We start from the raw sequence: 22,905 nt of genomic DNA on the forward strand, positions 1-22,905 counted from the left end.
GCATTGGAAGAAAAATGGGATTAAAAAATAGTGTTTACTCCAATCCATATGAAGTTTACCATATTGATCATTCAACTGGATCAGAGCTTGTTGAATCAACAAGAAAAAATTCTATTTATTACACCATAACTGCAAGCTCCTTGTTCGATGCGGAAGGCATTCTCAATCTGTTTAGTGTCGATGAGATTTTAGAAATGGAGCGAAAGGAATTTAAAATTCATAATTGCAGCTTGTTTTGGAAAAAGTTTAATCCACGCAATAAGCTATTATTAAAAAAGTTGGATGTGTTTTCACCTCGTGAAGAATCGGCCCTTGATATTATTGTTCGCGAAGCCACAAGTTTTGCAGAGGCCTACCAGGCAAGCCTTGAAATCAATCAAAAAATTACTGACTTATAAAAACTCTAATCATGCAAGAAGAAAAATTTAATCAAAGACACGCTTATCCTCAAACTAATGACATAGATCAAAGGATTGTTTCGCTTAAACAGCAAAAATATTTTGTCGAACGACTTAAGCATCGTTTGGAAATGAGACTTGAAAAAGAACCGCAAAATGGAAAGAAAAAGCAATACATCAATCAATTAATTAAAACATGTGAGCAAAAACTTGCTGAGTTTGATGCATTGCTTATAAAATGTGAAACATTTCAGAAATACCACAATCAATTTAAATGTGCATGAATATGATTAAATTTAAATCACTCAAATTTTGGATACTCAGACTTCTGAATAAGATTTCTTCTTTCCGTTGGAAATGCCTGTTTGGTCATGTTTGGAAGATAGAAAACCTAACTGATACCCGTGGCCGGTCTCAGCGCATGCAACGCCGTTGTGTTAGATGTCTTCAACGTCATATTTTAACGATAAATGCTAGTAAAAATGGATCACAAAGATTGTTCTGGTTTAATGGGTAGATGTAAAAATTGTGAACATTATGCAGCAAACTCAACCATGGACAGATTCGGGAACTGCAAAAAGGTTTTTATTAAACCTTATTTGGGATCAGCATTAGGCCAGCCATCACAACAGATAATCCATATTGAAAGGGAAAGCATTTTTGTAAAAAGCAAAGTCTATGTGATGGAAGATTTTGGATGTATTCATTTTAAGTATTAAAGTTCAAATATTAGACAAATGAAAGTAAAAATTAAAGATCGGGATAGCCAAATTGAAAATTTCAGAATTGGATTATCCATGGTTGGTTTTCATTTAGATTATGAAGGCCTCGAGCTATTTCTTGATGTTCAATTTGCTGTAAAGAAACTTAGCGGAAAATTTAGCATAGACGATGCATCAAGCCTTGAATTTAATTGGTCTGAAAGGTGGAGAAAATATTATGACAAAATTAAAAAAGAAGAAGGCAATGAAATTGAAATATAGATTATCAATCTACTTATTGGGCGTAGTGATAGGATGGCTTCTAAGTTTTAGTCTCATTAAGAATATTAATGATGGCTACAAGTTACAAACAACATATAGAGATGTTGCATTCTGTACTTTTGTTTCATTATCTTCTTGGATAAATGTTGTCGTTGTGTCGATCTTTATAATAGGTGACCTTGAATTTTGGGATACACCCATAAATCAATCTGAAGACGATACTAGATTTCGTAAATTTAAATATTACAACAAAAAAGATAAAATTGAGTCTGTATATTGATTCTGAAATGATTGAATTTCTTCTGAAAAATGGACATTTTCCGGAGAAGTATTATGTAATAAATGAATTGCCTTTGCCTGATTTTAATAAATTAAATTTAAGGAAAAATGAAAGTAGCACTCATAAAAAAAGTTAACAAGAACAGGAATTTTGTCTTTACTCGTAATGATTTTAATGATGGAATAGCAAAATTCAAATTGTACATTCCAATTTATGTCGAGGAGCAATTAAAAGATGATTTTCATGGGGCAATTACATCATCATTTATTTCTGATGAAATTGAAAGCTGGAAAGCAGTTTTAATTCCTCTAAAGGGTTATTGGAAATTTATAAGGGAAAATTAAAAAAGAAGAAGGCAATGAAACATCAGATTAAATTCATTACGCCCCAATTCAATAGATCAGAGCCGATCAGGGATAAATATATTCCCTATAACGAATCAGAGTTTAGAGAATTTATGAAAAATGCAGACTCCAAAAGATTAATTGAAGTTGGATTTATGATTTTTGATCAAGTTGATATAGATCATATTGTGCATGGTTTGTTTCTTTTCCCCGGCGAGTGGTATAATCGTATTCCCAAAGGGTTTAAGATGTGGGGCATTAGTATGAAACAAAAGACCTTTGTTCCTGGAGAATCTGATGATGATACTCGTTTTGGCTGTTTACCCTATGGGGTGATTAAAAGAATATAGTAACATATCAAATAAAGAAAAGCAGTCAAATAAATTCATTTAACTGCTTTTCAAATTAAATGTTTAGTGATCTATTTTAATAACATAATGATTAGGACAACTGCAATAATCGCTAAAGGGAGCAATAAGTTTAAAAGATATTTTCTTGAGTCTTCAGCATCAAGTGATTTGTAAAAAAATATGTTATTAATTATTGCTGCCACCGCAATTAAAATTTCAATTGTCCAAAAAGCAACATAGCTTATATTATCTTTCAAAAAAACATTTACTGAAGCAAATGCAATGAATAAAATTACATTTAACTTGTTCCCAATCAATAACTTGGCTTCCATTTTAAATATTTATTTCAAACTAATTAAATTAATTTACCTTCCAAAACATGCATCAATGCATCTATCATATTTTCTGGCTTCAACAATAATACATGCTACGCCGTACCAACATGCTGCGGGGCCACCGGCACAAGATAGTAAACACAAAAGACTCGAATCTAAGGCATCATCATGACACTTGTCTGTACAGGGATTCAAACCTTGAGGAGGTATGTCTAATTCTTCTTGTGAATTAATTTTTACTATATACTTATCGAAAAAATCTTCCAGAAAAGCCAATTTTTCTTCATCCGTATCAAGTTGACCTGCTGTTTGAAGCAAATAATAAATTTCAAACATTCGATCCATCCAAGCATTAAATTCACTAATATTATTTGGATGAAATAAATGATTGCTCGTGTCAGAAGAATACCCAGCCAATGTACTTAAGCAGTTCCATAAATATAATCTAAAATGTAAATTGTCTGGCCAATCATTAGCGTTCAGGTTATCAATACAATTATCCCCAAGATACCAATTGATATCATAAATTACATCAACAAAAGTATCAATTTGAGAATTTGAAGGTTGGGTTTTAGCAAAATTAATGCTAAGAATGCCAAAGAAAACTAAAATTAATTTTTTCATATACATTGGTTGGTTTGTTGAATTACAAATTTAATAGTAATGAAATTAATTCTGCAATACACCAAAAGAATTAATTTTTATATTAACTATTTAACATATCCCAAAATACTATTCGCCCCCCCCCAGATCCAACCACCCCCACCCCCTAAAAATCTTAACTTTTCCTTTTCAAAACCTTGTCGTACATTTGTACCGTCTGTCATCTTCATCTATAATGAGCATTTACAAGAAATAATTTTAAGAAACACCGGAAGGCCAGCGTCGTAAGGCCTGGCGATTTCTTGCTCATGCAGGAGGTGGCAGACACTTCCGGTATTGGTAATTTTTTAAACTTGTATTTATGTCTGTCACACAATTGAATTTTAAACTTTCCGCAGTAGATCCGGTGCAGCTTTCAAAGCTGGTTGCAGATCTTTGCGATGCTTCTGTTCCGGGTGAAATGGCCGAGGAGTTGGAAGAAATCTTTTTCACCGCACTTTCTTCGCCTGATTACACCGAGTTTTCGACTTCTACACGCGGGGAGTTGGTATTTACCCATCGCAAGCTGTTGGAGTTTTTACGCGGTCTGCACGCTGCAGGCTGTGTAGTGTCCACTAGCCCGACCGTTTGACACTTCTGATTTGTATAGTCCATTGTCTGGGCTGGCCTCTGATTCTTTTGAGTCAGGGGCTTTTTTTTGCTTTTGCCATTCGATAAAGCGTTTGTATGCAAATTTATGGCTGGCCACGGTTTGGATCCTGACAAGGCCGGAGCCCTGGGTAGGGCAGGTTCTAAAAAATCTCCACACCTTGACGTTGTTTCGGGTAGTATTTTTTCTTCCTGGCCTTGATCCGGATTTTTTGCTTTTGCGCATTGGGGTAAGCATAAAACTTTTATCTATGAATGCTTTCAAACAAAAGCTGCCTGAGCTTAAAATCAGGTACAAAAAAGGCTGCTTTGTATCTTCTAAAATCAGCTGTTCTGGTGATGCTGCCAATTTATTTCGCTCCGTTTTTGATGCGGACCTCATTGAATACCGCGAAGAAATGATTTTGCTATTGGTCAACCGTGCCAATCATCCCTTGGGTTTTGTTAAAATATCTGCTGGTGGCATTACCGGAACCGTGTGCGATCCTCGCATGGTATTTGCTTGTGCGCTCTGTGCCGGTGCTACGGGTATCCTGGTGGCTCACAATCATCCGTCTGGCAATCTGTGTCCTTCTGAACAGGATATACACCTTACGCGCAAATTAGTTTCTGCGGGTAAGATCATGGACATTCCAATTTTAGATCATATCATCATTACTTCGGATTCTTATTACTCCTTTGCTGACAATGGGCTTTTATAGCCCTCTTTTTTTGTTGTTAAAGTTTTTGTTTTTTGTCTTTGTAATTGATAACATTTCTATTTTTACAGGGACTCTCAGATAACACTTTTGTCTAAATAGGCTCTCGTCCTTATTTCCCCGAATCGATTTATTTCGGTCCCTGAAAATTTTAATCATTATGGATATTGCACACCAGCCTTTAGTGGCCCTCCCAGAGTTGGCCGCTGAACTAGACATGAAAATGGTCCGTATGGACTTGGAGGAGCTTTTCAATTTAGCCTTTTGCTCCGCGATCCTTTCTGACTACACTGTTGAAGACAGGGTATCCCTTTATCGCTCTTATACCGCACTGCAAGGGCTTTTGGATCAATTAGAGCTTGATTTTCGACAGGAAAAAGCTTAAGCTATATTCACTTTTATTTAATGTTTCGTACCTTTTAATGAAATTTTAACGCATTAAATTTCATTATTTGGTAAATATTGTACCATATTTGTTGTGTTATTTGCAAAATGGATCACTTCAATTATGATATAGAACCTAAATCTACACCCGGCTACGGCTTCGGCAGATCCATTTTGCAAATGTGCTTTCCGTGCCGGGTTATTTTTTTGCCCCATACAGATACAGTAAATATTCAGTCCATGCATACTTGGTTGGTTGTATCGGACAATCGTTTTTGGCCTAAAGGCGCAGTGTGTAAAGTCATGCGGCGCCTTTTGTTTTATTCTAAATTATTCTTTGCGTTAAACCAGTTGAACGGCTATCATAGATTAGCAAGGCAGGTTCGGCGATTGTTCACCGTCGTTCCTGCCTATTTTTTTTATTTCAAATTCAAAGCCTGTGTTTACCATTCGTAAAAAGTTGTCGGAAAAAAAGTTTGATTACCAATACATCGGTAATGAACTTCCGGCCAGATACGGCAGAGCGTGTCGCATTGTGCTTACCAATCCCTCCAAACAATGTTACATCGAATTTGAAACCGGGTACCGCGAAGTGGTTGATAAAAAATTATTGGTTTCATTAAAATCAATTTCTCATGCAAGTAAAAACACCAGCGCGCGAGTTGTCTCCGGAGGAGTTCCTTCGCTTACATCGCAACAGACTGCATAATGAGTACCACAATTTTAAAGTGCAGTTTGTAAATGCAATTGCTAATGGTACGGATCCTGGTAGTTTATACCGCACGGCCAAGGATTTAATTGATACCATCCAAGCATGTGCACAAAATGCTAATCGTTTTATGATTGCACGCAATAAACATCAGTCTATGGATGTAAAATGTCCGGCTCAGGTCCGGCAGTTTAAAAGTGGTGAATTGCTCGTTCCTTATAATCCAAAACCAGCTTGTTAATTATTAATAACTTAAATCTCACAACATGAATTTTGTTACCGGAAATTTAATCTACCAAACCGCTTACGATTATTATCAAAATGAAATCGTCAGGCTTAAATATTTAAATAAAACTGTATCCATTGTTATTGATGATATCAATAACAATTCTATTGCAGACTTTTTGAAATACTGTGGTGTGCCTGCAGCTGATATTATTATTGCTAAAGGTTATGGATCTTCTACTAGAGATCGGGTTGAAATTTTCTTTGCTTATGTTGGCACCATCCCCGGAGGTACTCAGGATCTGTGGATTGAAAATGCGCATCATGCGTATGCATCGTATGCACGTCAAAATGGCATCATCATGCCCGCTTATCAAAACATTAATCAAGGACTTGATAATATCGCCTTGAAACTTGCAAGTGATTATCCGGTAATTTCTTTTATGGTAAAACCTTTTTCATTGCCAACATTGCCTGGCAAGGTGCTTGCTAAAACTCCAATCAATGGAACGCTTGCAGATATGCGCAACATTCCGAATTCTTACCAACATGTCGTACCATTCAAAAAACTCAATTGGGAAATTCTTTGGTACATGGATGCATCAGGTAAACAAAAAACTGAACGTCGGCCCAAAAGTGGGTGGATTATATAGCTCAATTAGATGAAAGTAAATTATTTTGAGACAAAGCCAGGGGGTCACTCCTGGCTTTTTTTAAGTAAAAAATTATATTTCAATGGGAAAAGATGCATTTACTAAGAAATGGATTATTGACAACTCGGTTGATATATGTCAAGAATACGAATATGGTGTACTTACTTTAAGAGCGTTGCATTATCAGCTTGTTGGGCTTGGCATGACCAATGACATTCAACATTATAAAAGAGTAGTTGCTGCAATGATTGATGCTCGATGGGATAATACAATTTCATTTGATCAATTTTCTGATCTTGATCGACAAATGATAGGCGAAACTGCACATGAAGAAACTAATCTAGAATCAGAAATTGATTTGGGAAAAAGACAGATCATTGCTTGGATGAATAATTACAAAAAAAATAGATGGGAAAACCAACCAGTTTATCCAGAAGTATTAATAGAGAAAAAAGCACTACAAGGTGTTTTTGCTCCAATATGTCAAGAATGGAATATATCTCTTGGTGCATGCAAGGGTTATCCCTCTTTAACTTTTTTAAATGAAATGTACAAAAGAATGTCATCAATCGATGATGACAAAGAAATTATCATATTATACTTTGGTGATTACGACCCATCTGGGGAAGACATACCAAGAAGTATCGTAGAAAATTTAAGCAGATTTGGAATTGAAGTTGATTTAAGAAGAATTGCTTTAATGAAAAGTCAAGTAATAAAATGGAAATTACCACCAGCACCCGCGAAATCTACAGATTCGCGTACAGCTAATTGGGATGGATTGGGTCAAGTAGAATTAGATGCTGTTAGGCCAGAGATGCTTCGCGAGTTAATAGAAGATTCTATTAAATCAATTTTCAATCATGACCTATTTTCTTATTTAATGGAATCAGAAAAAGTTGAAAAAAATATATACCAGGATGAACTAAAACAATATGTTTTAGGACTTAAATAACCCTAAGTAATGACATTATACCTTGATGCCGAGTGGACACTCGATCAGAACATCTTTTTATTAGGATACGCTTTTGCTGATGGCCGTACAGGTGCACTGTACGGTCCTAAGCTCACGAAAAAGAATTTTATCGCATTGGTGGAGGGTGTCCAATATATAATTATTTATGGACCTGACATCGCATACCTTGAAAAGCACTTTGATATTAGTTTGAAGGAGACATTCATTTGCATACACGCATTGAGACTCTTTAGGCAGGTCTTACCCGGATTAAACAGCTACAAGCTTGCATATATCGAGCAACTCTACGCTGTGGGCCGTCAAAAGCGCAAATACAAGACCAGTGTGTTTACAATTTGGCGCGATTGGGCCGATAAGGACAAACGCCGTCATGTAATCCAATACAATACCGAGGATGTTGTAAACCTCCGCAAGCTCTTCCGGATCATTTGCAGCCGCTATCAGATCACTGATGAGCAGATTCTATCCTGCAGGCTGATTTAGTCCTGGATCCTGCAAAGACCCTTAATTTTTCATTTTCATTTATTCCTCTGGCCTTCGGCCAAATCCAAAACCTGTTTACTATGTACAGCAGGAGGATGATGTTCGACGCGCAAAAACTCAAAATAGGGTAGTGACCAAATAAGATTTTGCGTAGCTTGTTTTCATATTAAGTATTATTATATATGACAAGATGTGTTTAGTCATGGTCAAAATGTACCTGTTTTAGTCATTTTGCGCCTCGTTTGCCATGAGAAAGTACGTAATTACGTACTTTAAGAAAAAAAACTGAGTAAGAAAATGCGGTAAAAATGGCTCATTTAACAAATAATTTACAAAAACACCTGTTTTTATCCGACTGGCTCAAAAACGGCCTAGAAACTCCGTATTTTATACTGATACGGGTATTTTTGGAATAATCATCATTGATTATCAATAAGTTAATTTTTTTTAATACCCGAAGAAAGTAAGTAAGAAACTACGTAATTAACAAAAGATTTTAAGTATTTTATATTTAGAAAATAAGTATTTACGCAAAAACTTTTTGGCTTACGGAAAAAGTAGGCATTTACGCAAAAACTAAGGCTTTTCAAGTCATTCGCTAAATTTGGGGGGTACGCCGGATTGGGCGTTTTGGAACAATTAAGAATAAATTACTATTCTATTTCAGAAAAATTAAACCTTGGATCTTCTAATAATTTATTCTGGTAAGAGCTAATTTCACCAATATAAATACGTTCGATTATACCAGTTATTATTATTTTTAGTTTCTCGTCCGTACAATCAGGTTCAAACCTAGGTCGTACAATTTGAGCTTCAAATTTGAAAGGCAGATAATCAAATCCGGTAATATTGTTTTTAAGCAAAATTTCTTTTGTAATGGGATTGGAGTCAGTTTCGTAATAGCCATTACTTTTATTGAATTCCCTAATATCTAGGAGTAAATTAGGAAAATTTGGATTGGAAGAATCAATTGTTTCCTGATATTGACATTGCACGTAATTTGAGATCATAATAAACTAGAGGGTCATTGATTCAATATGGGAATTAATTGATACATACATACTTTGGTCCTTATGCATAAAGCATCCAAAATATAAATTAGAGCCGTTGCTAGATAAATTCTTAGTTATACAAATTACCTCATTGTTGCTTGGAGACCAATTATTCCATATTTGAGATAGGCTATTCATACCATCATGATCACTCCAATAAAATAAAATTGTATCCTCATGTGAACATACCACATCCTGTATAGCACTGCAAATACCTGTAATTGCAGATCGATCAAATACTGTATTTTGATTTTGTCTTTTATTGTTTAATATTATCTCATAGCAATCCAAAAACTCATAGGCATAATTTATCCAATCATAAGCATCACCATGCCTTAGATCTAGACTATAAATGTTTCCATTTATTTCTAATTTCCAATTAAATTTTAAAGGAACTGCCCTTCTGGGTGGAGGCACTAACCAGTAATTTTACCAGCTTCTATTAATTCAGCCCTTTTACCGTTGCTGATTGCATCAAGAATTTCACTCTTTTCTTTCAACCCGTTTATTACTCTTTCCTTAAAGTCAGGTGGAAATGCACCTACTTTAAACTCTGTTCCGCTGTTCATAGATCTTAGTTTGTATTACAAATATATAATAGATTTAATCAAAGTCCCACAAAAATTCCATAATATTTGAAAAACATTAAACATTTTACAAAATAAATCAAATATTATCCAGGTCCATTAGGTCCTTATTAATTAGAAGGTCCATATATGAAACATTACATGATTATATAATGAAACGTCCAATCTGCCCAAGTATTATTAACAGAAAGAAATAACCCTTACAAAATGCCTGTACTTTGCCAGCAGGACTCCTGAACCATTTTGTCCACAATCAGCTAATCCTCAAAACTTTGAATACCAAATTCAGCTTTGTACCGGTATATCAAGTTTTGACAGCAAATTGCCAGCTAATTAGTTTATCATATATTCCATTATATTTATATATTTGTATCATTAAATGGTACGTTTTTGGATCAATTTCCTACAGTAACCAAAAAAACAACTCTGCATCTGGCTCGGATTGGTTCAGCCAGGAGGCAAACTTGACTATCGCGCATTAAGCAATGACTACTTTACTCCTAAAGTATTAGATTCCATTGGCTTAACGCCTGAATTATATCGTAAAAAACGACGCTTTGATGCTGTAAAAACACGCCAAATCATCCACTTATTTAACCTGGAATACCAATTTAAAGGCTATAAGTCCCTATAAATACCCTTAATTCCCGGTATAAGTACGTTCCTTTTTAATTATATTATTATTACATTTTATTTAACTCTCATACTGAGTTTAACCTAAAATAAAAGTATTGAAAGGAGTTCTTACTTGGATTGGTGCCATTGCAGTTGGATATGTCTTATTTAATTCCATTGCACGAAGTGTGGCCAATAATCTAAGCCTGGTTAAAGCTACCGTTAAAGTTGGCTCACTTTCATTTTCTGGTATTAGTCTCAAAGTAAATCTGCACATAAAAAACAACACCGCTTTAGCCATTCCCGTGGATGGATTCAGCGGTTTTGTTCATTACGGCATCAACCCGATTGCTCCGGTTGATATCCGCAAAAGCTATGTGATCCAGCCTCAAGCAATCAGCATCATAACGATAGATAGCTTAATTGAATTTTCAAAATTAAGCACAGCAATTTCTGATATCATCAAAAGTGGTGAATATCTAAATGCTTTAAAATTAAAAGGTCAGTTGGCCTATGAAAGTATTTCTATACCCATAGACATCAACTTAAATCCTTTTAATGCATGAGCCAAACGGCCATTGATACACGCGTAATTCCAAAACCAACGGGAATAAAACGCACCATGTATGAAGATGGCGATACCTGGGACATCATTAAGGTGATCCTATTGGCAGATACAAAGCTTGGCAATTTCATGTGTGAATTTGCTTCACAGTTTGAAAAATCATATGCCGGCCTTTATGAAATCTGGCATTTCGTGCATAAGAATATTCGATACGTTGCTGACAGACCAGGGCTTGAAAAAGTAAAAGATCCACGCCAAACATGGAAGGATGGATACGGGGACTGTAAATCCTTTTCGCTTTTTCTAGCTAGCATACTGCGATGCTTAAAGATTAAATACAAGTATCGTTTTGTGTCTTATGGTCGCAATGCAGAGCCAACGCATGTATATGTAGTTGCTACAATTAATAATCAAGAAGTAATTCTCGATAGTGTTCATGATAAGTTTGATGAAGAAGTCGATTACTCTAAAAAATGGGACCGCATGACTAAAATAGTTTATATACAAGGACTTCCAATGATTGCTACTCGTAAGGCTATACCTTCCGTACGACAGCGTATTGCAGATGGTCCACGTCAGCAGGCCGCAAAAAGAGAACTCATACCGGCAGGACTTACAGAAGGAGCACTCACTTTAGAATTGCTTTGGGATCATATCAATATTTTAAAAGCTTATTACGGTGATTCAGATGGACTTTTACAACAAGCTCAGAATATAATATTCGGCGCTCGCAGAGGACATTTTCATTATGACAATACATTGCCAACTGGATATATAGATCCTCGTCTCAATGATTTAATAAAGCAAACTCAGCGGGCTGCACAAAATACCAGAATCAGTGGTACCAACCACAGAATTGGAACCCTAGAATATACACGTCCAAAATCGTATCCTAAAAATTGCAATGAAATTTATACTCCGGAAATTAAACGCCTGCAAAATGAATTATTTCAATTGCATCAAAAAGAATTGCAAAAGGGCGGTGGATTAAAAGGCGAAGAATACAAACGTTATCTGGAATTAAATAAATACATCGCTGATGTAAAAAATGATTTCAATGAATGCCAATTAGCAAATGAATTTGCTGAATTACTTGCAAAAAGAATTGATGGATCTGCTCATCATGTTTTGTATGAATTTATTGAAGATGCAAACTCACAACCAAATGTAGTAAGTACTAAATCTACACTTCATAAAATTGCTATTTCAAATCTTGCACAATTATCTCATGTAGATCGTGCCAATGTTAACCTAATGGTTAAAAATGGCATCATGAGAACCAATACAGGTTTGAAATTACCAAATGGAATTGGCATTTTCCCAGCTGATGCTATTGCTGTATTAAAAGCCGCAGGAGCACAAGGATATAATGGACCTGGGATTCATGAACCTATAAGTATTACTGTTGCTGCTGTTACTAAACTAGTTATTGCTCTAATAAGTGCAATATCTGCTTTTAGTGCTTTTATGCAAGCGATGAATCAACAAAAGAAAATTCAATTTCAATCTTCATTAGCTGGTATTGCAACTCCTGAATTTTCAGCAGATCCTAATGATTGGCTTTTAAATGGATCTGGTTCCGGAAATGATTCAAGTTCCATTACTCAATACTTACCATGGGTGTTAGGAGGAGCTGCAGCATTAATTTTTTTACCTGACTTAATTAATTCTAAAAAATAAAACCAACATGAGACAAAGACGTCGCAGAACTCGCAATGTAGAGCCGGTTGCTTCTAGCAAACCAGCTCCAAAAGCAAAGCCTGTTGTTAAAAAACAGACTACTCCAAAATCGTAAATTTCTTCACTAAAAATAATTTCAGTCATGAGTAAAAAATCTTCATCCATCGGACGCCGCAGAAAAAAAACTACCACTCGTCGTCGCAAAGCAACTGTAGGAAAAAAATCCTTGGGTGCAACATTAAAGGCTTTTGGTAGAACATATACCAAAAAGTCTTGTAGCCGAACCAAAGCTGCAGCCACTAAATCAGCTAATGCATCAAAACGTGCTGGTAAATCTGCTATGGTTAAAAAGAATCCTGCAGGTGGCTACTGCACTTTTGTTCGCTCAAAAAAAGCTGCATAATCATGTGCTCCGGTAAAATCGCATGTAAATCATGCGCTCGCAAATCTGCTATTGGCAGAATTGGACGCCGTCGTCGTAAATCAAAAAATTCATCAATAAATTCTATCTCCATGAAAAAACTCAATTTAAAAAGCTTCCAGCCTGCCTTGGAAGTCGCTGGAGGGTTAGTTGCGAGTAAATTCATAAACACCCTGCCTATCGATTTTGTAAAAAATAATCCGACCATTGGTGCTGTTGCAAAAATTGGTATCGGTGTATTGTTTGGAAATAAAGCCGGAACCATCGGTAACATTGCTAAAGGTGTTATGGTCGGCGGTGTTACAGACTTGATCGAAAAGTATTTGCCAAGCCTTACACCTGGTAATTCAAACGTTGCCGGTATTCAATCACTGTTGCCGCCAAGACGTCGTGATGCAATCGCAGGAAGCAATTACCCTGGCATTGGGTGTCCAATGAAAGAAACTGAGGCTTACGCTTAAACCAATTTTTAAAACCTATAAACTTTTATAATCGTGAAAAACTTAAAGACTATTTTATCTTACATTTTAGCTGCTATCGTTGTTATGGCAATGCCTTATTTTGCCGGTGCAGCTGATCATTCCTTTTTGGTTTTTGCAGCCTCAGGCATGATGGTAGCTCCGGATCCGATCCGTGCTGCATTTTCAAGAGCTGCTGAACATTTCAAAGCTCAAAATGGCGTATCTGAATTATCAGAATTAAATCTGCAACAATTCAATTGCCGTATGATTAAAGAATTATCAAATACCAATAATTCATATACGCTTGATGTAAAAGCTAAAAATGCAATCAATACCGACTTACAAGGATTTGAAATTCTTGCTCCGGATAAAAATCATTTCTTTGCGGCCTTCATTCGTGTAGGTTTAAGAAAATTTGACGCAACAAATAAATTGTTGTACCCGGTATTTAATCACGCAGATGGTAACTACCATGTTGTTGCAAATGAATTTAAATCAGTATTGGCATTGTTCAACGGTTCTACGGACATCGTTACAGATAACAACTCACGGGTTGTAAATTTGAATAACGATGTGTTTTATCGTGTACCAGGTCAACAATATGAACTTGTTGCATCTGCTCAACCATTCTTTCCAGCTTATGGATCATCATTAGAAGAAAAAGGCTACCATCAGGCAGCTCCAAATTTAGTGATGGACACCAACAAAGTAAATCAAATTAAAGTCTTGTTGAAAGGTTACCAGGCTGCAATTGTAGGTGGTGCCGATTTCAACTGCTTGCAAGTTGATATCTACGGTTGGTTGTTTAGTGGTGTTGTTGCTAATGGTGGTGCTTGTGGCGCTGCTGTTTAATAAGAACTTTCATATACATAATTTTTGTCAGGCAGTGGTAAACGCTGCTGCCTGATTTTTTAAACTTATCAAAACTTAATATCATGAATGGAGGACTTATGCAACAAATGGATCCGCATTTTCGCGAGTGTCCTATACGCAACAATCACCTTGTAGAAATAGTAACTGATGGTACCAATCGCCGTTTTAATTTTCCTGATAACAACTTGTTGCAGGATAAACACATTATCGGTGTTCAGGTACTTCGCAAACTTGCCAATTCAAAATCACCAACAGGTAGAACATTGGCATCTGATGCCACTATTGATGGAGCATATATCACAATTCGCTCAGGCCAAAAAGATACATTGCGAGATTTTCCTTTGGCCTTGCTTTCTAAAAAAGCAGATGGTGCTGAGGGTTGTGGTGATTATGTACAATTATCAATACCCGGTGGTTATGTTCCAAATTCATCCTATATCCAAATAGCTGATGGAGTTACATTGACTGCCAATGAAGCGATCTTACTGAATTTCATTTACATCCATCCGGATGATTCAAACTGTGATAATCCGCTGTAATCAATGAAAGCTGCACTGCGTAATATTGAAGATGTAAGAGAGTGGTTCATGCAAATGAAAATGCCATACTGGTCACTCTGGAATGGATTTTCTAAGGAAACTAAAGAACGCGCCGGATACAATGAAGAAGAAGGCGATTTGGAAGCTTCCTGGGATATCCTTGAACAATTTTTACGCAGAAAGCAAGCTTCCGGTGGTCGTATGACCATTTTTGTTGCCCCCAAGTTTGGTTCACCAAATGGAGCTACTGAATACCTAGATCTGCCCGTTCGTTCACAACAAGCTGCAATGGCTGGAATACATGGTGGTGATCCTTACTCCATTGCCGGCAAACCAATTGAGGTTCATATCGCTGAACAAGTAGATGCTAAAATATCAGCACTTGAAAAAGATCGCAAAATAGCAGATTTAGAGGCACAGCTTGCAGCTAAGCAAGAAGGAACCGGGCTTGAAAAACTTTGGAATCGTATTACGGATGAATTGCCGGTTGAACAAATTATACTTGGATTGATTGGTCGCTTTGTCAATACAAATACTCCACAAACCGCTATTAATGGAACTCCAAATAAAATGGAAGACATGCAAGAACTTACACCGGAACAAGCAGATTCTATCAATGAATCGCTTAGTAGAATTCAAAATGTAATTGGAGACCTAACCGTCAATTTAGAAAAGCTTGCTACCTGGATTGAGAAAAATCCAGACATGGCAAAATCTTTATTAAAATCATTATGAAACTAAAATCATCATGAATCCAATTATAGCAAAAATTGTAGGAATCACGCTTCCAAAATGGAATAGCAATCGTACCAACGAAAATGGTCAATCACAGCTAAAAACTGCTGATGGATCACCTATCAATGAATTTATTACAAACGTCTTACCGGCAGTTAATAAAAATGGGCGTATCGATAATGTTCGCAATGCAATCATTTTTAAAAATGCTGGGACTACCAAAGTTGTAGTCAATGGTAATGTCACATTAAAACCTGATGGTACCATACAACTTGGATCTTCTAATAACCGTGATCTTAATTTTCAGATTTACTCTTATGATTTTCCCGATGATCCATTTAATGCAAATGGAAACAATCGATTGGAAATCATAGAGCTTGTAATTGCTAGTTTATTTACTTCTTCTTACCAGCCTCAGGGCATTCAATTAAGATGATTTTGCTATTGTGGGGAGCGATTGTACCTGGCTTTAATGCAGCTGGTGGAGGTGGAGGCGATACTCCATACAACAACGCATTTGCAAAAACGCGTCAATGGAGAGTTGTTGCGGCTACTACTATACCAGCCGGTGCAATGATTGTCACAATCATATCCAGAGGAATGCTTGATTCAACAATTAAGTATGGATCAGGTAACCCTGAATTACTTAGAGCAGGTGGATCTTACACATTCACGGCCCAAAAAAACCCAGTTAGCAATACCTGGGAATTATCAAAAGAAATTATAGTTACTCCTGGTACCGGTGTCGGTGAAGATATTGAAATCATGGTTTCGTATCCTTCAAATTCAGGAGTTAACCCTGACTCAATTTAACCATTAAACCATATCCAAATGAAACACATTTTAAAATTTTTACTTCTCTTGGTTGCATTTATAGCAACATATTCAAACGCAAATGCACAAGCTGGCTTGCAGGGTCAAGTCTATGACTACGAAATGCGCTGGTTGTGCGATTCTGCAAGTGCAACAACATTTTACCGATTGGATGTTCATCGTCCAGGGCAAGCAGCTGTTACCATTGGAAATTATAAACCTGATGGGACGTCTTACACATCTACATCGACTATATTAAGCGGTCCATGTACTTCCGGTGGATCTTATCCTGATTCATCTTATAGTTATTTCGCTTACGAGCATTGCGATTGGGCAACTGGAACAGGTGGAACTCCTTACTTTATTCTTTATCGAATTGGTACGAAAAATTCTACTGGAGCAATTACACGATCTTATTTAGGAACATTTAACGCCGCTACTGGGGCCGCTTATACAATTACAGGATCACCAATGGACGGATATTGCGCAGGCTGGGTAAACAAAACAGTTACGAATCTGCAAAATATAATTTCCACTAATACAACTGGATCAATTTCTGCGACCAATGGAATGCATAGTGTTGAGATTATGAACATTGGCACCGTTAAAGGCACTGTTACTGTCAATTCAACAACCATGGACATATATCCTGGAACAAAATGGTATTGCTGGGCCCAAATGGATCCCGTGTCAAATGAATTACTAGGATGCTCTTCTTTAACATATGATTGCACTGCATCTGGTTCTACCACATTTTTAATCGTTCGTAAAGGAGATTAATAAATAGCTATGAAACCAATCCCAATATTTTTAATCGCTTTTCTAATTCCATTTGTCATACAATCCCAAGCTGGGATAACAATGGATTGGGAAAATCAATCTTACTGTTTTGTTGATTCGATTTCACCATCGAATCAAGTTGAATTTCAAAAAATTGTAAACACAAATACAAAAGTAGAATACTTGAAAACTGCAGACGGAACGGCCACATATACACCAGTTGGTACCGTAATACCATGCTTCCGTCTTAATGGTGTTAGTGAATGTCGTTTACGCATCGTTACCAACTCCTCGAATAAAAGAAAATGGCAACTTGCAATATCTGATGTATCATCTTATCACGATGACATTTTTTTAGCAGCCATTTTTTATGAAGAATTTTTAGGTGAAGGCGTCGGCCCGGGAAAATCTAAAACTCCAATTCCTTTAAATTATCCATACGGAAATACTGCAAATGAAGCTAGTAGATTTCAGGATGACATCAAAGATTGGTTTAACTGCAAAGGCATTCACTATATAGATACTTCCACATGGGCTTTGAAAGGTCAATACGCCCTAGATTTTCAAATCCATGTTGTTGATAATAATTGGAGGATCAATTTAAATGAAGCTTACTTTTCTGTGAATTTAAAAGATCCGGTACCAACTTATATTATTAAATCTGGTGGAAATTCAACCGTATCAAATATTAGTACAGAAGAAGTTTGCGAGGTTTATCGCAAAGAAAAAAATGGAGCTGTTTATTATATACTTCCATATTATTCAACAACACCAATTTATCCGGATGCTTCAACATTTGGACTATTAGCTAGGCGTGTAGATTGTAATTATCAATCCAATCGCTCTGATGATTGCGACCGGCCAGCATCGCAGAACTGTTATATCGCACGTACCGACTCAACTTTGTGTACTTATTACTGCCATATCCCAACGAAGGATACTATTACAGCAATCAGTTATACAATGAATGGAACAATGACCATTCCAATAAATGGTTCTTACTTTGCAACCGTTCAACCAGATCACAAGCAATTGCAAGACACCGTTCAAAAATGGCTTGCGTCAACCAACCGTTACGGAAAATTTACAGTTGAAAACACAAAATCAACTGCTGATGGTTGGGTAATAACCTGTCAGTATACCGATCTGATGCTCGATTCAATTACAACCAATCGCGGAAAATATCCGTTTGAAATTGTAGACTGCAAAGATTATTTATACTATGATGTTACCAGGAATGAATTAGGAGGCGTTGTAAATACTATCAACCAATACGGTGAAAATGTACTTTGTCCGCCTGAGGCTTCTGTAATGATTCCATGCGATCAAATATCTGATATCGCCGGATGCCGATATAAAGGAATGTACGGTAATCAAATTCAAAATGTAGGGGGAACGGTAACGTTTAATTTAGGTAAATTTAGTTCATTTACTGTATATCAAACTGGTGGATCTGGAACATTAACTAATAAAAAATATGATGGTACGTCTACAACGTTCACCATAACTGGTGGTATGATTTTCTCCGTAAAATCGGAACAGAAATGCAAGTATTTAGCTAGTCAAAATCTGACTTATACTTGGATCTCTGGAACCGCAATATTTTCATACACATGGTAAGCAGGAACTACAGATCATTATACACTTTTGCGGCTCGATTTATTTTAATCTTGTTAGCTGCATTATTGTTCTCCTTGCTTATTGCTTGTTGTAATAAAGCATTGGCACAAGCTGAAGTTAATTTTGTAAATCAGAAAGGATTACCGGCAATAGGGGATACTATACCAACCCGGTCATTTATCGCTCGATATAGCTCTGGTACCGGTGAAGCTCAAATATTAAAGATTGGATACGGTTTTACTTTATCCGGAGATTCAATTAATCCACCGGCTTCTGGATCAACTCCAAACATAATAACACCAACGACGTTAAACAGTCAGGAGTTTGATTATAATCCAACTGGATTTGGAACAGCTGACATCATCCGGATAAGCTCTGATGCAAATTGTAATTCAATTACATCATTGGATGCACAATCAGATGGAGAAAAGAAAATCTTTAGAAACGTAGGTTCTTATCCAGTGTTTTTTCTAGGAGAACACACCTGGGGAACCGCTGCTAATCGAATAAAGACAAATAGGGCAGTGGCAGTCTATCCGGGCGAAGAAGCTACACTCACATACGATGGAACTTTGTCTCGATGGTTTGTAAATAAAACAACAAACGATGCAAATCCAAAAGATGTAAAAATATTTTCTTCTTTGTATTCCAGCACAGCATCTGATTACTCAGAATTAAGTACTGCAACCTCCGGTGGATCTATTGGTAATACTGCAAGTTCTGCTAATACATTCGGAGGTCTTAGTTTATCTACTTCAACAAGTTCATCCGGAGCTGCTGAAATTTATCATACGTCTGGAAGCTTTTCATATTTTAATAAAGCATTTATTTATACGCAAACAAACGTAAATTTTCCAGCATTGTCGGATGGTACCAATACGTATACGTATGAATACCGCATCACAAATGCACCTGGAAATACTGCAACCGGAGGCAATTCATCTTGTGGAATTCGCTACACACACGGAACAAATTCAGGTAGATTTTTTGGATTTACAAAAAACTCAGGTGGTTCAGAAACTACTGTTGATTTAGGTATAACAGTTACTGCAAATAAAACCTACACACTTCGAATTGAATTTGATATAGAAGGATATACCTATTGGTATATTGATGGTGTTGCAGTTGGCTTTGGATTTAGTACACCGCCATCACTTGCAACGTGCACATCTTCGCATGTAATAGTAAAATCAGCGGGTACAACAGCACGTACCGCAATATTGCAATCATTCCTGACAGGAGCAATTTATCCGTAATGAATTATATACTTATATACTTGTTTTGTCTTTTTCAATTGCCTACAATTGATTTTCCACGGAATGTAAATGCAGTTGAAACAAGTACTACAACAGCATTAATCATTTGGGATGAAACGGATAGTTATTGTAATTACTTATTACGGTACCGGATCCGGATTTCTCCAGGAGTGTATGCTGATTGGCAACCGTGGCAGAATTACAACGGTGGACAGTTCAATTCTCATTTATTTGAAGGTCTAGAACCAGCAACCTTTTATCAATATGAAATTTTTGCATCCATAAGAAAAGAAAATTCACAAGTAGTAACCAATTGGTTTGAAACAAAATAAAATTTATTGTAGATGGAACATCTCGTTAATCAATTTGCAGAGCATGGAGTACCCACATTGGTACTTGGATTTATTCTTTGGTTTATCCTGCGTCCTATTGTGCAGTCTTTTACCAGGTTGCTAGATAAGCAAACTGATACGCTCAGTCAATTGCTTAATAATTCAGATCGATCCATGGATCGCCATGAAGAAATGCACAGCGACATTAAAGAAATTAAATCCGGAGTCAATACTTTACTCAAAAGATAATATGAAAACATCTTGCATTGTAAAATTAGCCGTTGTTGGTATTGGAGCATTTTTACTGATTTCCTATTTAAGTAAAAAGAAATTAATTATACCACCACCTTCCGTTAAGCCAGAAGTTGATTCTGGTTTTGATGATTTTATTGAAATTGGGCCAACTCGCATGAATGGTTTTGGTGGACCCAGAATGAATGGCATTCCTAAAAAATCTCGCAATGTCATTGTATGACCTTCAATTGGAAAATTGCATTCGCAACGGTCCTTGGAATTATACTCCTGGGATCAAGTGCAAAATCTCAATCTAATGATGATCCAGAACTTGATGAAATGGTAAAACTATTTTTAGACTCACTTACAAAATCTTTTGGCCCACTCAATGAAGCGCAGGCTAAAAGTGTCGCTCAAATTGTTTTATCATTTCTGAATTACGGTGATCGCGATTTACGCAAGCTTGCTTACATCCTTGCAACCGCATGGCATGAATCAAAACTTCTTCTAGTAAAAGAAAAAAGATGTGCTGTTGGTACAAATTGTTACAAGCTTCAAGAAGCTTATTGGTATAGCAATTATTATGGCCGTGGATTTGTTCAGCTTACACATGAAGACAATTATAAACGAATTGGCAATGCTTTGGGTGTCCCTCTGGCTTCTAATCCTGATTTAGCTCTTGATAGGGTAGTGTCGGCTGATATCCTCGTGCGTGGGATGATGGAAGGCCTGTTTACTGGGGTTGCATTAAGTCGCTACATCTACGGTGCATTTGTAGATTATTTCAATGCACGTAAAGTAGTAAACCGCATCGATCAGGCTGAATTGATTGCCGGATATACTGCAAGCATTATTAAACAACTTGAATACCCAATTGCCTAAATACTAAGCTATGAAAGACATCGTAATTTTAGCACAAAGTGAATTCGATTTAGTACCTGGTGTATTAATTGATTTTATATCCGATATCGACTCTGTAAAAACAGGATATCGATTCACATTTTTTGAAGGTGATAAAATTACTCCTTTCGAACCTTCCTTTTACTTTGCATTGGTTGATGAAGCAAAAGGTGTTTATAAAATATTTGCACAGCTTCCAGTAACTGCAAAAGTTCAGGAAATTAAAAATACAATCACTTCGATACTCAACGGTCGCTACACTTTTGAAGGCGATAAAGTTCTAGATTCATTAGGTGGTGGCCGTCAGGTATCGACACGCGATGTAAAACTTGGCAATCAACAAAATGGGGGAGGGATCCTGCCTTTTGATATTTTGCCTCAATGGCTTCAAAATCTTATGAATGCTCTTGGGCTTGGTGGCCTAAGTCTACCATGGTGGCTGTTTGCAACTGTTAGTGCTTTTGCAATGACCAAACTCGCTCAAAAGGAGTCCAATAAAATCATTTGGGGGCTCTTGGCTGGGCTTTCTGGTATTGCAGCAATAAAAGCTTACAAAAACAAATAAGTCATGGCATACGCTGAATTATACATTTATACACAAACCGGTTGCCCGCATTGTACAGCTGTTGAACCGGTAATTGATGATTTGAAAGCTAATTTCTCAAATGTTGCAATTATCAATTTAAGGCTTGGCACCACTGATGATGCTAATCATAAACTTGCTCAAGTTTTTGGAATTAAATTAACTCCATCTGCGGTTATCGTCGAAAATGACAAGCCAACTCTTTATGAGGGCCAAGATCCATTTAATTCTGGCCAGCTTAGGGCAGATTACCAAAAAGCAATTGCAAATGGATCTAAGAAAAATACAACATTGCCAGGCTCAAATACTACAACACGGCCGGGTCCACCAGTTGTCGTAGATCCTGGACCGGATCAATCCAACACAAATAATAAACCAATACTGGTAGCTGCAGGAATAGTGGCTGCTTTAATCCTTATAAAATAGCTAAACCGATGAATCGCAACACTAAAGTCTTAATTGCCGGCGGGCTGATTCTTACTGGGGGGTTTTTGATTTTCATGAATTATCAAAGATCTAAACAGAGGGAAGAATATGCCCGCCTTCTTAGTTTACTCCAACAGCGCAATGGTTATGCTGAGCCTCCTCGCAATACGCCGGAGTGGCAAAATTGGGTCCAGTATGTAATTGGTGCTTATGGGTTTTCTGAAACGCTTTGGGCTCCAGGTGGAATTTTTAATGGTACCAGCGTTCCAAATATCACCGACAAAAGCTTTTGGCAAAACTTATTCAACAAAGACCCTAATTGGTCTCAGATCTTATTGAATTACAATTTTTTACCTTAAACCCT

37 protein-coding genes are annotated in these 22,905 nt (G+C 36.7%); 33 read left to right on the plus strand and 4 right to left on the minus strand.

All coding sequences use genetic code 11. The features are described from left to right. Nucleotides 1–14: 14 nt before the first annotated feature. The 5 genes from IPK91_02560 to IPK91_02580 all read left to right on the plus strand — a co-directional run bounded on the left by IPK91_02560 (nucleotide 15) and on the right by IPK91_02580 (nucleotide 2,355). Complete coding sequence (locus IPK91_02560; protein MBK8296171.1) at nucleotides 15–398, plus strand: hypothetical protein; 384 nt, start codon at nucleotides 15–17, stop codon at nucleotides 396–398. Between the two features lie 11 nt (nucleotides 399–409). Then, on the plus strand, nucleotides 410–682 hold the full coding sequence (locus tag IPK91_02565; protein ID MBK8296172.1) for a hypothetical protein: 273 nt from the start codon (nucleotides 410–412) through the stop codon (nucleotides 680–682). 453 nt (nucleotides 683–1,135) lie between these two features. Continuing rightward, nucleotides 1,136–1,381 (plus strand): hypothetical protein, encoded by a 246-nt coding sequence (locus IPK91_02570; GenBank protein ID MBK8296173.1) that lies wholly within the window; start codon nucleotides 1,136–1,138, stop codon nucleotides 1,379–1,381. A 387-nt stretch (nucleotides 1,382–1,768) separates the two neighbouring features. After that, nucleotides 1,769–2,005 carry a hypothetical protein gene (locus IPK91_02575; GenBank protein ID MBK8296174.1) on the plus strand — a complete coding sequence of 79 codons (237 nt, stop codon included), beginning with the start codon at nucleotides 1,769–1,771 and terminating at the stop codon, nucleotides 2,003–2,005. 14 nt (nucleotides 2,006–2,019) lie between these two features. Beyond that, nucleotides 2,020–2,355 (plus strand): hypothetical protein, encoded by a 336-nt coding sequence (locus tag IPK91_02580; protein MBK8296175.1) that lies wholly within the window; start codon nucleotides 2,020–2,022, stop codon nucleotides 2,353–2,355. A 71-nt stretch (nucleotides 2,356–2,426) separates the two neighbouring features. Here IPK91_02580 and IPK91_02585 read toward each other — a convergent pair whose 3' ends face one another. Beyond that, on the minus strand, nucleotides 2,427–2,687 hold the full coding sequence (locus IPK91_02585; protein ID MBK8296176.1) for a hypothetical protein: 261 nt from the start codon (nucleotides 2,685–2,687) through the stop codon (nucleotides 2,427–2,429). A 33-nt stretch (nucleotides 2,688–2,720) separates the two neighbouring features. Next, nucleotides 2,721–3,314 carry a hypothetical protein gene (locus IPK91_02590; GenBank protein ID MBK8296177.1) on the minus strand — a complete coding sequence of 198 codons (594 nt, stop codon included), beginning with the start codon at nucleotides 3,312–3,314 and terminating at the stop codon, nucleotides 2,721–2,723. Nucleotides 3,315–3,654: 340 nt separating this feature from the next. Here IPK91_02590 and IPK91_02595 point away from each other — a divergent pair, with 340 nt between their 5' ends. The 8 genes from IPK91_02595 (at nucleotide 3,655) to IPK91_02630 (ending at nucleotide 8,069) form a co-directional block, all read left to right on the plus strand. Further along, nucleotides 3,655–3,924 (plus strand): hypothetical protein, encoded by a 270-nt coding sequence (locus IPK91_02595; protein MBK8296178.1) that lies wholly within the window; start codon nucleotides 3,655–3,657, stop codon nucleotides 3,922–3,924. Between the two features lie 268 nt (nucleotides 3,925–4,192). Beyond that, nucleotides 4,193–4,642, plus strand: coding sequence for a JAB domain-containing protein (locus IPK91_02600; GenBank protein ID MBK8296179.1), 450 nt, complete (start codon nucleotides 4,193–4,195; stop codon nucleotides 4,640–4,642). A 157-nt stretch (nucleotides 4,643–4,799) separates the two neighbouring features. Then, complete coding sequence (locus IPK91_02605) at nucleotides 4,800–5,024, plus strand: hypothetical protein (protein ID MBK8296180.1); 225 nt, start codon at nucleotides 4,800–4,802, stop codon at nucleotides 5,022–5,024. Between the two features lie 438 nt (nucleotides 5,025–5,462). Next, a complete protein-coding gene (locus tag IPK91_02610) occupies nucleotides 5,463–5,732 on the plus strand; it encodes a hypothetical protein (GenBank protein MBK8296181.1) in 270 nt (89 codons plus the stop codon). Then, a complete protein-coding gene (locus tag IPK91_02615; protein ID MBK8296182.1) occupies nucleotides 5,659–5,973 on the plus strand; it encodes a hypothetical protein in 315 nt (104 codons plus the stop codon). Before IPK91_02610 ends, IPK91_02615 begins: the two co-directional genes overlap by 74 nt. Nucleotides 5,974–5,998: 25 nt before the next feature. Continuing rightward, a complete protein-coding gene (locus IPK91_02620) occupies nucleotides 5,999–6,610 on the plus strand; it encodes a hypothetical protein (GenBank protein MBK8296183.1) in 612 nt (203 codons plus the stop codon). A gap of 82 nt (nucleotides 6,611–6,692) precedes the next feature. Next, nucleotides 6,693–7,565: a hypothetical protein gene (locus IPK91_02625; protein MBK8296184.1), complete on the plus strand. Its 873-nt coding sequence runs from the start codon at nucleotides 6,693–6,695 to the stop codon at nucleotides 7,563–7,565. A 9-nt stretch (nucleotides 7,566–7,574) separates the two neighbouring features. Further along, complete coding sequence (locus IPK91_02630; protein ID MBK8296185.1) at nucleotides 7,575–8,069, plus strand: ribonuclease H-like domain-containing protein; 495 nt, start codon at nucleotides 7,575–7,577, stop codon at nucleotides 8,067–8,069. Between the two features lie 653 nt (nucleotides 8,070–8,722). On the opposite strand, the gene IPK91_02635 is transcribed toward IPK91_02630, so the two are convergent. Beyond that, nucleotides 8,723–9,079 (minus strand): hypothetical protein, encoded by a 357-nt coding sequence (locus IPK91_02635; GenBank protein ID MBK8296186.1) that lies wholly within the window; start codon nucleotides 9,077–9,079, stop codon nucleotides 8,723–8,725. A gap of 458 nt (nucleotides 9,080–9,537) precedes the next feature. Continuing rightward, nucleotides 9,538–9,690: a hypothetical protein gene (locus IPK91_02640; GenBank protein MBK8296187.1), complete on the minus strand. Its 153-nt coding sequence runs from the start codon at nucleotides 9,688–9,690 to the stop codon at nucleotides 9,538–9,540. Between the two features lie 460 nt (nucleotides 9,691–10,150). On the opposite strand from IPK91_02640, the gene IPK91_02645 reads away from it, so the two are divergent. The 20 genes from IPK91_02645 to IPK91_02740 all read left to right on the plus strand — a co-directional run bounded on the left by IPK91_02645 (nucleotide 10,151) and on the right by IPK91_02740 (nucleotide 22,900). Continuing rightward, the gene (locus tag IPK91_02645) at nucleotides 10,151–10,342 is read left to right on the plus strand and encodes a hypothetical protein (GenBank protein MBK8296188.1); all 192 of its coding nucleotides are present in this window, start codon (nucleotides 10,151–10,153) and stop codon (nucleotides 10,340–10,342) included. Between the two features lie 97 nt (nucleotides 10,343–10,439). Then, entirely contained in the window at nucleotides 10,440–10,889 is a 450-nt protein-coding gene (locus tag IPK91_02650) for a hypothetical protein (GenBank protein MBK8296189.1), read from the plus strand. After that, nucleotides 10,886–12,568 (plus strand): transglutaminase domain-containing protein, encoded by a 1,683-nt coding sequence (locus tag IPK91_02655; protein ID MBK8296190.1) that lies wholly within the window; start codon nucleotides 10,886–10,888, stop codon nucleotides 12,566–12,568. Before IPK91_02650 ends, IPK91_02655 begins: the two co-directional genes overlap by 4 nt. Nucleotides 12,569–12,710: 142 nt before the next feature. Further along, nucleotides 12,711–12,971 (plus strand): hypothetical protein, encoded by a 261-nt coding sequence (locus tag IPK91_02660; GenBank protein MBK8296191.1) that lies wholly within the window; start codon nucleotides 12,711–12,713, stop codon nucleotides 12,969–12,971. A gap of 110 nt (nucleotides 12,972–13,081) precedes the next feature. Continuing rightward, the gene (locus tag IPK91_02665; GenBank protein MBK8296192.1) at nucleotides 13,082–13,450 is read left to right on the plus strand and encodes a hypothetical protein; all 369 of its coding nucleotides are present in this window, start codon (nucleotides 13,082–13,084) and stop codon (nucleotides 13,448–13,450) included. A 33-nt stretch (nucleotides 13,451–13,483) separates the two neighbouring features. After that, on the plus strand, nucleotides 13,484–14,302 hold the full coding sequence (locus IPK91_02670) for a hypothetical protein (GenBank protein ID MBK8296193.1): 819 nt from the start codon (nucleotides 13,484–13,486) through the stop codon (nucleotides 14,300–14,302). An 83-nt stretch (nucleotides 14,303–14,385) separates the two neighbouring features. After that, a complete protein-coding gene (locus IPK91_02675; protein ID MBK8296194.1) occupies nucleotides 14,386–14,862 on the plus strand; it encodes a hypothetical protein in 477 nt (158 codons plus the stop codon). A 3-nt stretch (nucleotides 14,863–14,865) separates the two neighbouring features. Then, complete coding sequence (locus tag IPK91_02680; protein ID MBK8296195.1) at nucleotides 14,866–15,597, plus strand: hypothetical protein; 732 nt, start codon at nucleotides 14,866–14,868, stop codon at nucleotides 15,595–15,597. A 13-nt stretch (nucleotides 15,598–15,610) separates the two neighbouring features. Next, nucleotides 15,611–16,033: a hypothetical protein gene (locus tag IPK91_02685; protein MBK8296196.1), complete on the plus strand. Its 423-nt coding sequence runs from the start codon at nucleotides 15,611–15,613 to the stop codon at nucleotides 16,031–16,033. Beyond that, the gene (locus tag IPK91_02690) at nucleotides 16,030–16,410 is read left to right on the plus strand and encodes a hypothetical protein (GenBank protein MBK8296197.1); all 381 of its coding nucleotides are present in this window, start codon (nucleotides 16,030–16,032) and stop codon (nucleotides 16,408–16,410) included. Before IPK91_02685 ends, IPK91_02690 begins: the two co-directional genes overlap by 4 nt. A gap of 18 nt (nucleotides 16,411–16,428) precedes the next feature. Then, nucleotides 16,429–17,190, plus strand: a complete 762-nt coding sequence (locus IPK91_02695) for a hypothetical protein (protein ID MBK8296198.1) — start codon at nucleotides 16,429–16,431, stop codon at nucleotides 17,188–17,190. A gap of 9 nt (nucleotides 17,191–17,199) precedes the next feature. Further along, entirely contained in the window at nucleotides 17,200–18,810 is a 1,611-nt protein-coding gene (locus tag IPK91_02700) for a hypothetical protein (GenBank protein MBK8296199.1), read from the plus strand. Then, complete coding sequence (locus IPK91_02705) at nucleotides 18,804–20,066, plus strand: hypothetical protein (GenBank protein ID MBK8296200.1); 1,263 nt, start codon at nucleotides 18,804–18,806, stop codon at nucleotides 20,064–20,066. Before IPK91_02700 ends, IPK91_02705 begins: the two co-directional genes overlap by 7 nt. Further along, on the plus strand, nucleotides 20,066–20,398 hold the full coding sequence (locus IPK91_02710) for a fibronectin type III domain-containing protein (protein ID MBK8296201.1): 333 nt from the start codon (nucleotides 20,066–20,068) through the stop codon (nucleotides 20,396–20,398). Before IPK91_02705 ends, IPK91_02710 begins: the two co-directional genes overlap by 1 nt. 12 nt (nucleotides 20,399–20,410) lie before the next feature. Next, entirely contained in the window at nucleotides 20,411–20,647 is a 237-nt protein-coding gene (locus IPK91_02715; protein MBK8296202.1) for a hypothetical protein, read from the plus strand. Between the two features lies 1 nt (nucleotide 20,648). Further along, a complete protein-coding gene (locus IPK91_02720; protein MBK8296203.1) occupies nucleotides 20,649–20,873 on the plus strand; it encodes a hypothetical protein in 225 nt (74 codons plus the stop codon). After that, nucleotides 20,870–21,514, plus strand: coding sequence for a hypothetical protein (locus IPK91_02725; GenBank protein ID MBK8296204.1), 645 nt, complete (start codon nucleotides 20,870–20,872; stop codon nucleotides 21,512–21,514). The genes IPK91_02720 and IPK91_02725 overlap by 4 nt, the downstream gene beginning before the upstream one ends. Nucleotides 21,515–21,524: 10 nt before the next feature. Further along, nucleotides 21,525–22,097 carry a hypothetical protein gene (locus tag IPK91_02730; protein ID MBK8296205.1) on the plus strand — a complete coding sequence of 191 codons (573 nt, stop codon included), beginning with the start codon at nucleotides 21,525–21,527 and terminating at the stop codon, nucleotides 22,095–22,097. Nucleotides 22,098–22,100: 3 nt separating this feature from the next. Next, entirely contained in the window at nucleotides 22,101–22,541 is a 441-nt protein-coding gene (locus tag IPK91_02735) for a thioredoxin family protein (GenBank protein MBK8296206.1), read from the plus strand. Between the two features lie 8 nt (nucleotides 22,542–22,549). Continuing rightward, nucleotides 22,550–22,900: a hypothetical protein gene (locus IPK91_02740; GenBank protein MBK8296207.1), complete on the plus strand. Its 351-nt coding sequence runs from the start codon at nucleotides 22,550–22,552 to the stop codon at nucleotides 22,898–22,900. The last annotated feature ends 5 nt before the right edge of the window (nucleotides 22,901–22,905 follow it).

The organism is Saprospiraceae bacterium (genome assembly GCA_016712145.1).
Classification (GTDB): domain Bacteria; phylum Bacteroidota; class Bacteroidia; order Chitinophagales; family Saprospiraceae; genus Vicinibacter.

Bases quoted from the DNA above. Each gene is read 5' to 3' on its own strand.
- IPK91_02585 (MBK8296176.1), bottom strand. From the start codon at position 2,687: ATGGAAGCCAAGTTATTGATTGGGAACAAGTTAAATGTAATTTTATTC.
- IPK91_02690 (MBK8296197.1), top strand. From the start codon at position 16,030: ATGATTTTGCTATTGTGGGGAGCGATTGTACCTGGCTTTAATGCAGCT.
- IPK91_02595 (MBK8296178.1), top strand. From the start codon at position 3,655: ATGTCTGTCACACAATTGAATTTTAAACTTTCCGCAGTAGATCCGGTG.
- IPK91_02565 (MBK8296172.1), top strand. From the start codon at position 410: ATGCAAGAAGAAAAATTTAATCAAAGACACGCTTATCCTCAAACTAAT.
- IPK91_02675 (MBK8296194.1), top strand. From the start codon at position 14,386: ATGAATGGAGGACTTATGCAACAAATGGATCCGCATTTTCGCGAGTGT.
- IPK91_02660 (MBK8296191.1), top strand. From the start codon at position 12,711: ATGAGTAAAAAATCTTCATCCATCGGACGCCGCAGAAAAAAAACTACC.
- IPK91_02625 (MBK8296184.1), top strand. From the start codon at position 6,693: ATGGGAAAAGATGCATTTACTAAGAAATGGATTATTGACAACTCGGTT.
- IPK91_02730 (MBK8296205.1), top strand. From the start codon at position 21,525: ATGAAAGACATCGTAATTTTAGCACAAAGTGAATTCGATTTAGTACCT.
- IPK91_02615 (MBK8296182.1), top strand. From the start codon at position 5,659: ATGCAAGTAAAAACACCAGCGCGCGAGTTGTCTCCGGAGGAGTTCCTT.
- IPK91_02640 (MBK8296187.1), bottom strand. From the start codon at position 9,690: ATGAACAGCGGAACAGAGTTTAAAGTAGGTGCATTTCCACCTGACTTT.
- IPK91_02620 (MBK8296183.1), top strand. From the start codon at position 5,999: ATGAATTTTGTTACCGGAAATTTAATCTACCAAACCGCTTACGATTAT.
- IPK91_02575 (MBK8296174.1), top strand. From the start codon at position 1,769: ATGAAAGTAGCACTCATAAAAAAAGTTAACAAGAACAGGAATTTTGTC.
- IPK91_02680 (MBK8296195.1), top strand. From the start codon at position 14,866: ATGAAAGCTGCACTGCGTAATATTGAAGATGTAAGAGAGTGGTTCATG.
- IPK91_02605 (MBK8296180.1), top strand. From the start codon at position 4,800: ATGGATATTGCACACCAGCCTTTAGTGGCCCTCCCAGAGTTGGCCGCT.
- IPK91_02705 (MBK8296200.1), top strand. From the start codon at position 18,804: ATGGTAAGCAGGAACTACAGATCATTATACACTTTTGCGGCTCGATTT.
- IPK91_02715 (MBK8296202.1), top strand. From the start codon at position 20,411: ATGGAACATCTCGTTAATCAATTTGCAGAGCATGGAGTACCCACATTG.
- IPK91_02600 (MBK8296179.1), top strand. From the start codon at position 4,193: ATGAATGCTTTCAAACAAAAGCTGCCTGAGCTTAAAATCAGGTACAAA.
- IPK91_02630 (MBK8296185.1), top strand. From the start codon at position 7,575: ATGACATTATACCTTGATGCCGAGTGGACACTCGATCAGAACATCTTT.
- IPK91_02655 (MBK8296190.1), top strand. From the start codon at position 10,886: ATGAGCCAAACGGCCATTGATACACGCGTAATTCCAAAACCAACGGGA.
- IPK91_02590 (MBK8296177.1), bottom strand. From the start codon at position 3,314: ATGAAAAAATTAATTTTAGTTTTCTTTGGCATTCTTAGCATTAATTTT.
- IPK91_02710 (MBK8296201.1), top strand. From the start codon at position 20,066: ATGAATTATATACTTATATACTTGTTTTGTCTTTTTCAATTGCCTACA.
- IPK91_02685 (MBK8296196.1), top strand. From the start codon at position 15,611: ATGAATCCAATTATAGCAAAAATTGTAGGAATCACGCTTCCAAAATGG.
- IPK91_02725 (MBK8296204.1), top strand. From the start codon at position 20,870: ATGACCTTCAATTGGAAAATTGCATTCGCAACGGTCCTTGGAATTATA.
- IPK91_02695 (MBK8296198.1), top strand. From the start codon at position 16,429: ATGAAACACATTTTAAAATTTTTACTTCTCTTGGTTGCATTTATAGCA.
- IPK91_02720 (MBK8296203.1), top strand. From the start codon at position 20,649: ATGAAAACATCTTGCATTGTAAAATTAGCCGTTGTTGGTATTGGAGCA.
- IPK91_02665 (MBK8296192.1), top strand. From the start codon at position 13,082: ATGAAAAAACTCAATTTAAAAAGCTTCCAGCCTGCCTTGGAAGTCGCT.
- IPK91_02700 (MBK8296199.1), top strand. From the start codon at position 17,200: ATGAAACCAATCCCAATATTTTTAATCGCTTTTCTAATTCCATTTGTC.
- IPK91_02740 (MBK8296207.1), top strand. From the start codon at position 22,550: ATGAATCGCAACACTAAAGTCTTAATTGCCGGCGGGCTGATTCTTACT.
- IPK91_02580 (MBK8296175.1), top strand. From the start codon at position 2,020: ATGAAACATCAGATTAAATTCATTACGCCCCAATTCAATAGATCAGAG.
- IPK91_02635 (MBK8296186.1), bottom strand. From the start codon at position 9,079: ATGATCTCAAATTACGTGCAATGTCAATATCAGGAAACAATTGATTCT.
- IPK91_02560 (MBK8296171.1), top strand. From the start codon at position 15: ATGGGATTAAAAAATAGTGTTTACTCCAATCCATATGAAGTTTACCAT.
- IPK91_02735 (MBK8296206.1), top strand. From the start codon at position 22,101: ATGGCATACGCTGAATTATACATTTATACACAAACCGGTTGCCCGCAT.
- IPK91_02570 (MBK8296173.1), top strand. From the start codon at position 1,136: ATGAAAGTAAAAATTAAAGATCGGGATAGCCAAATTGAAAATTTCAGA.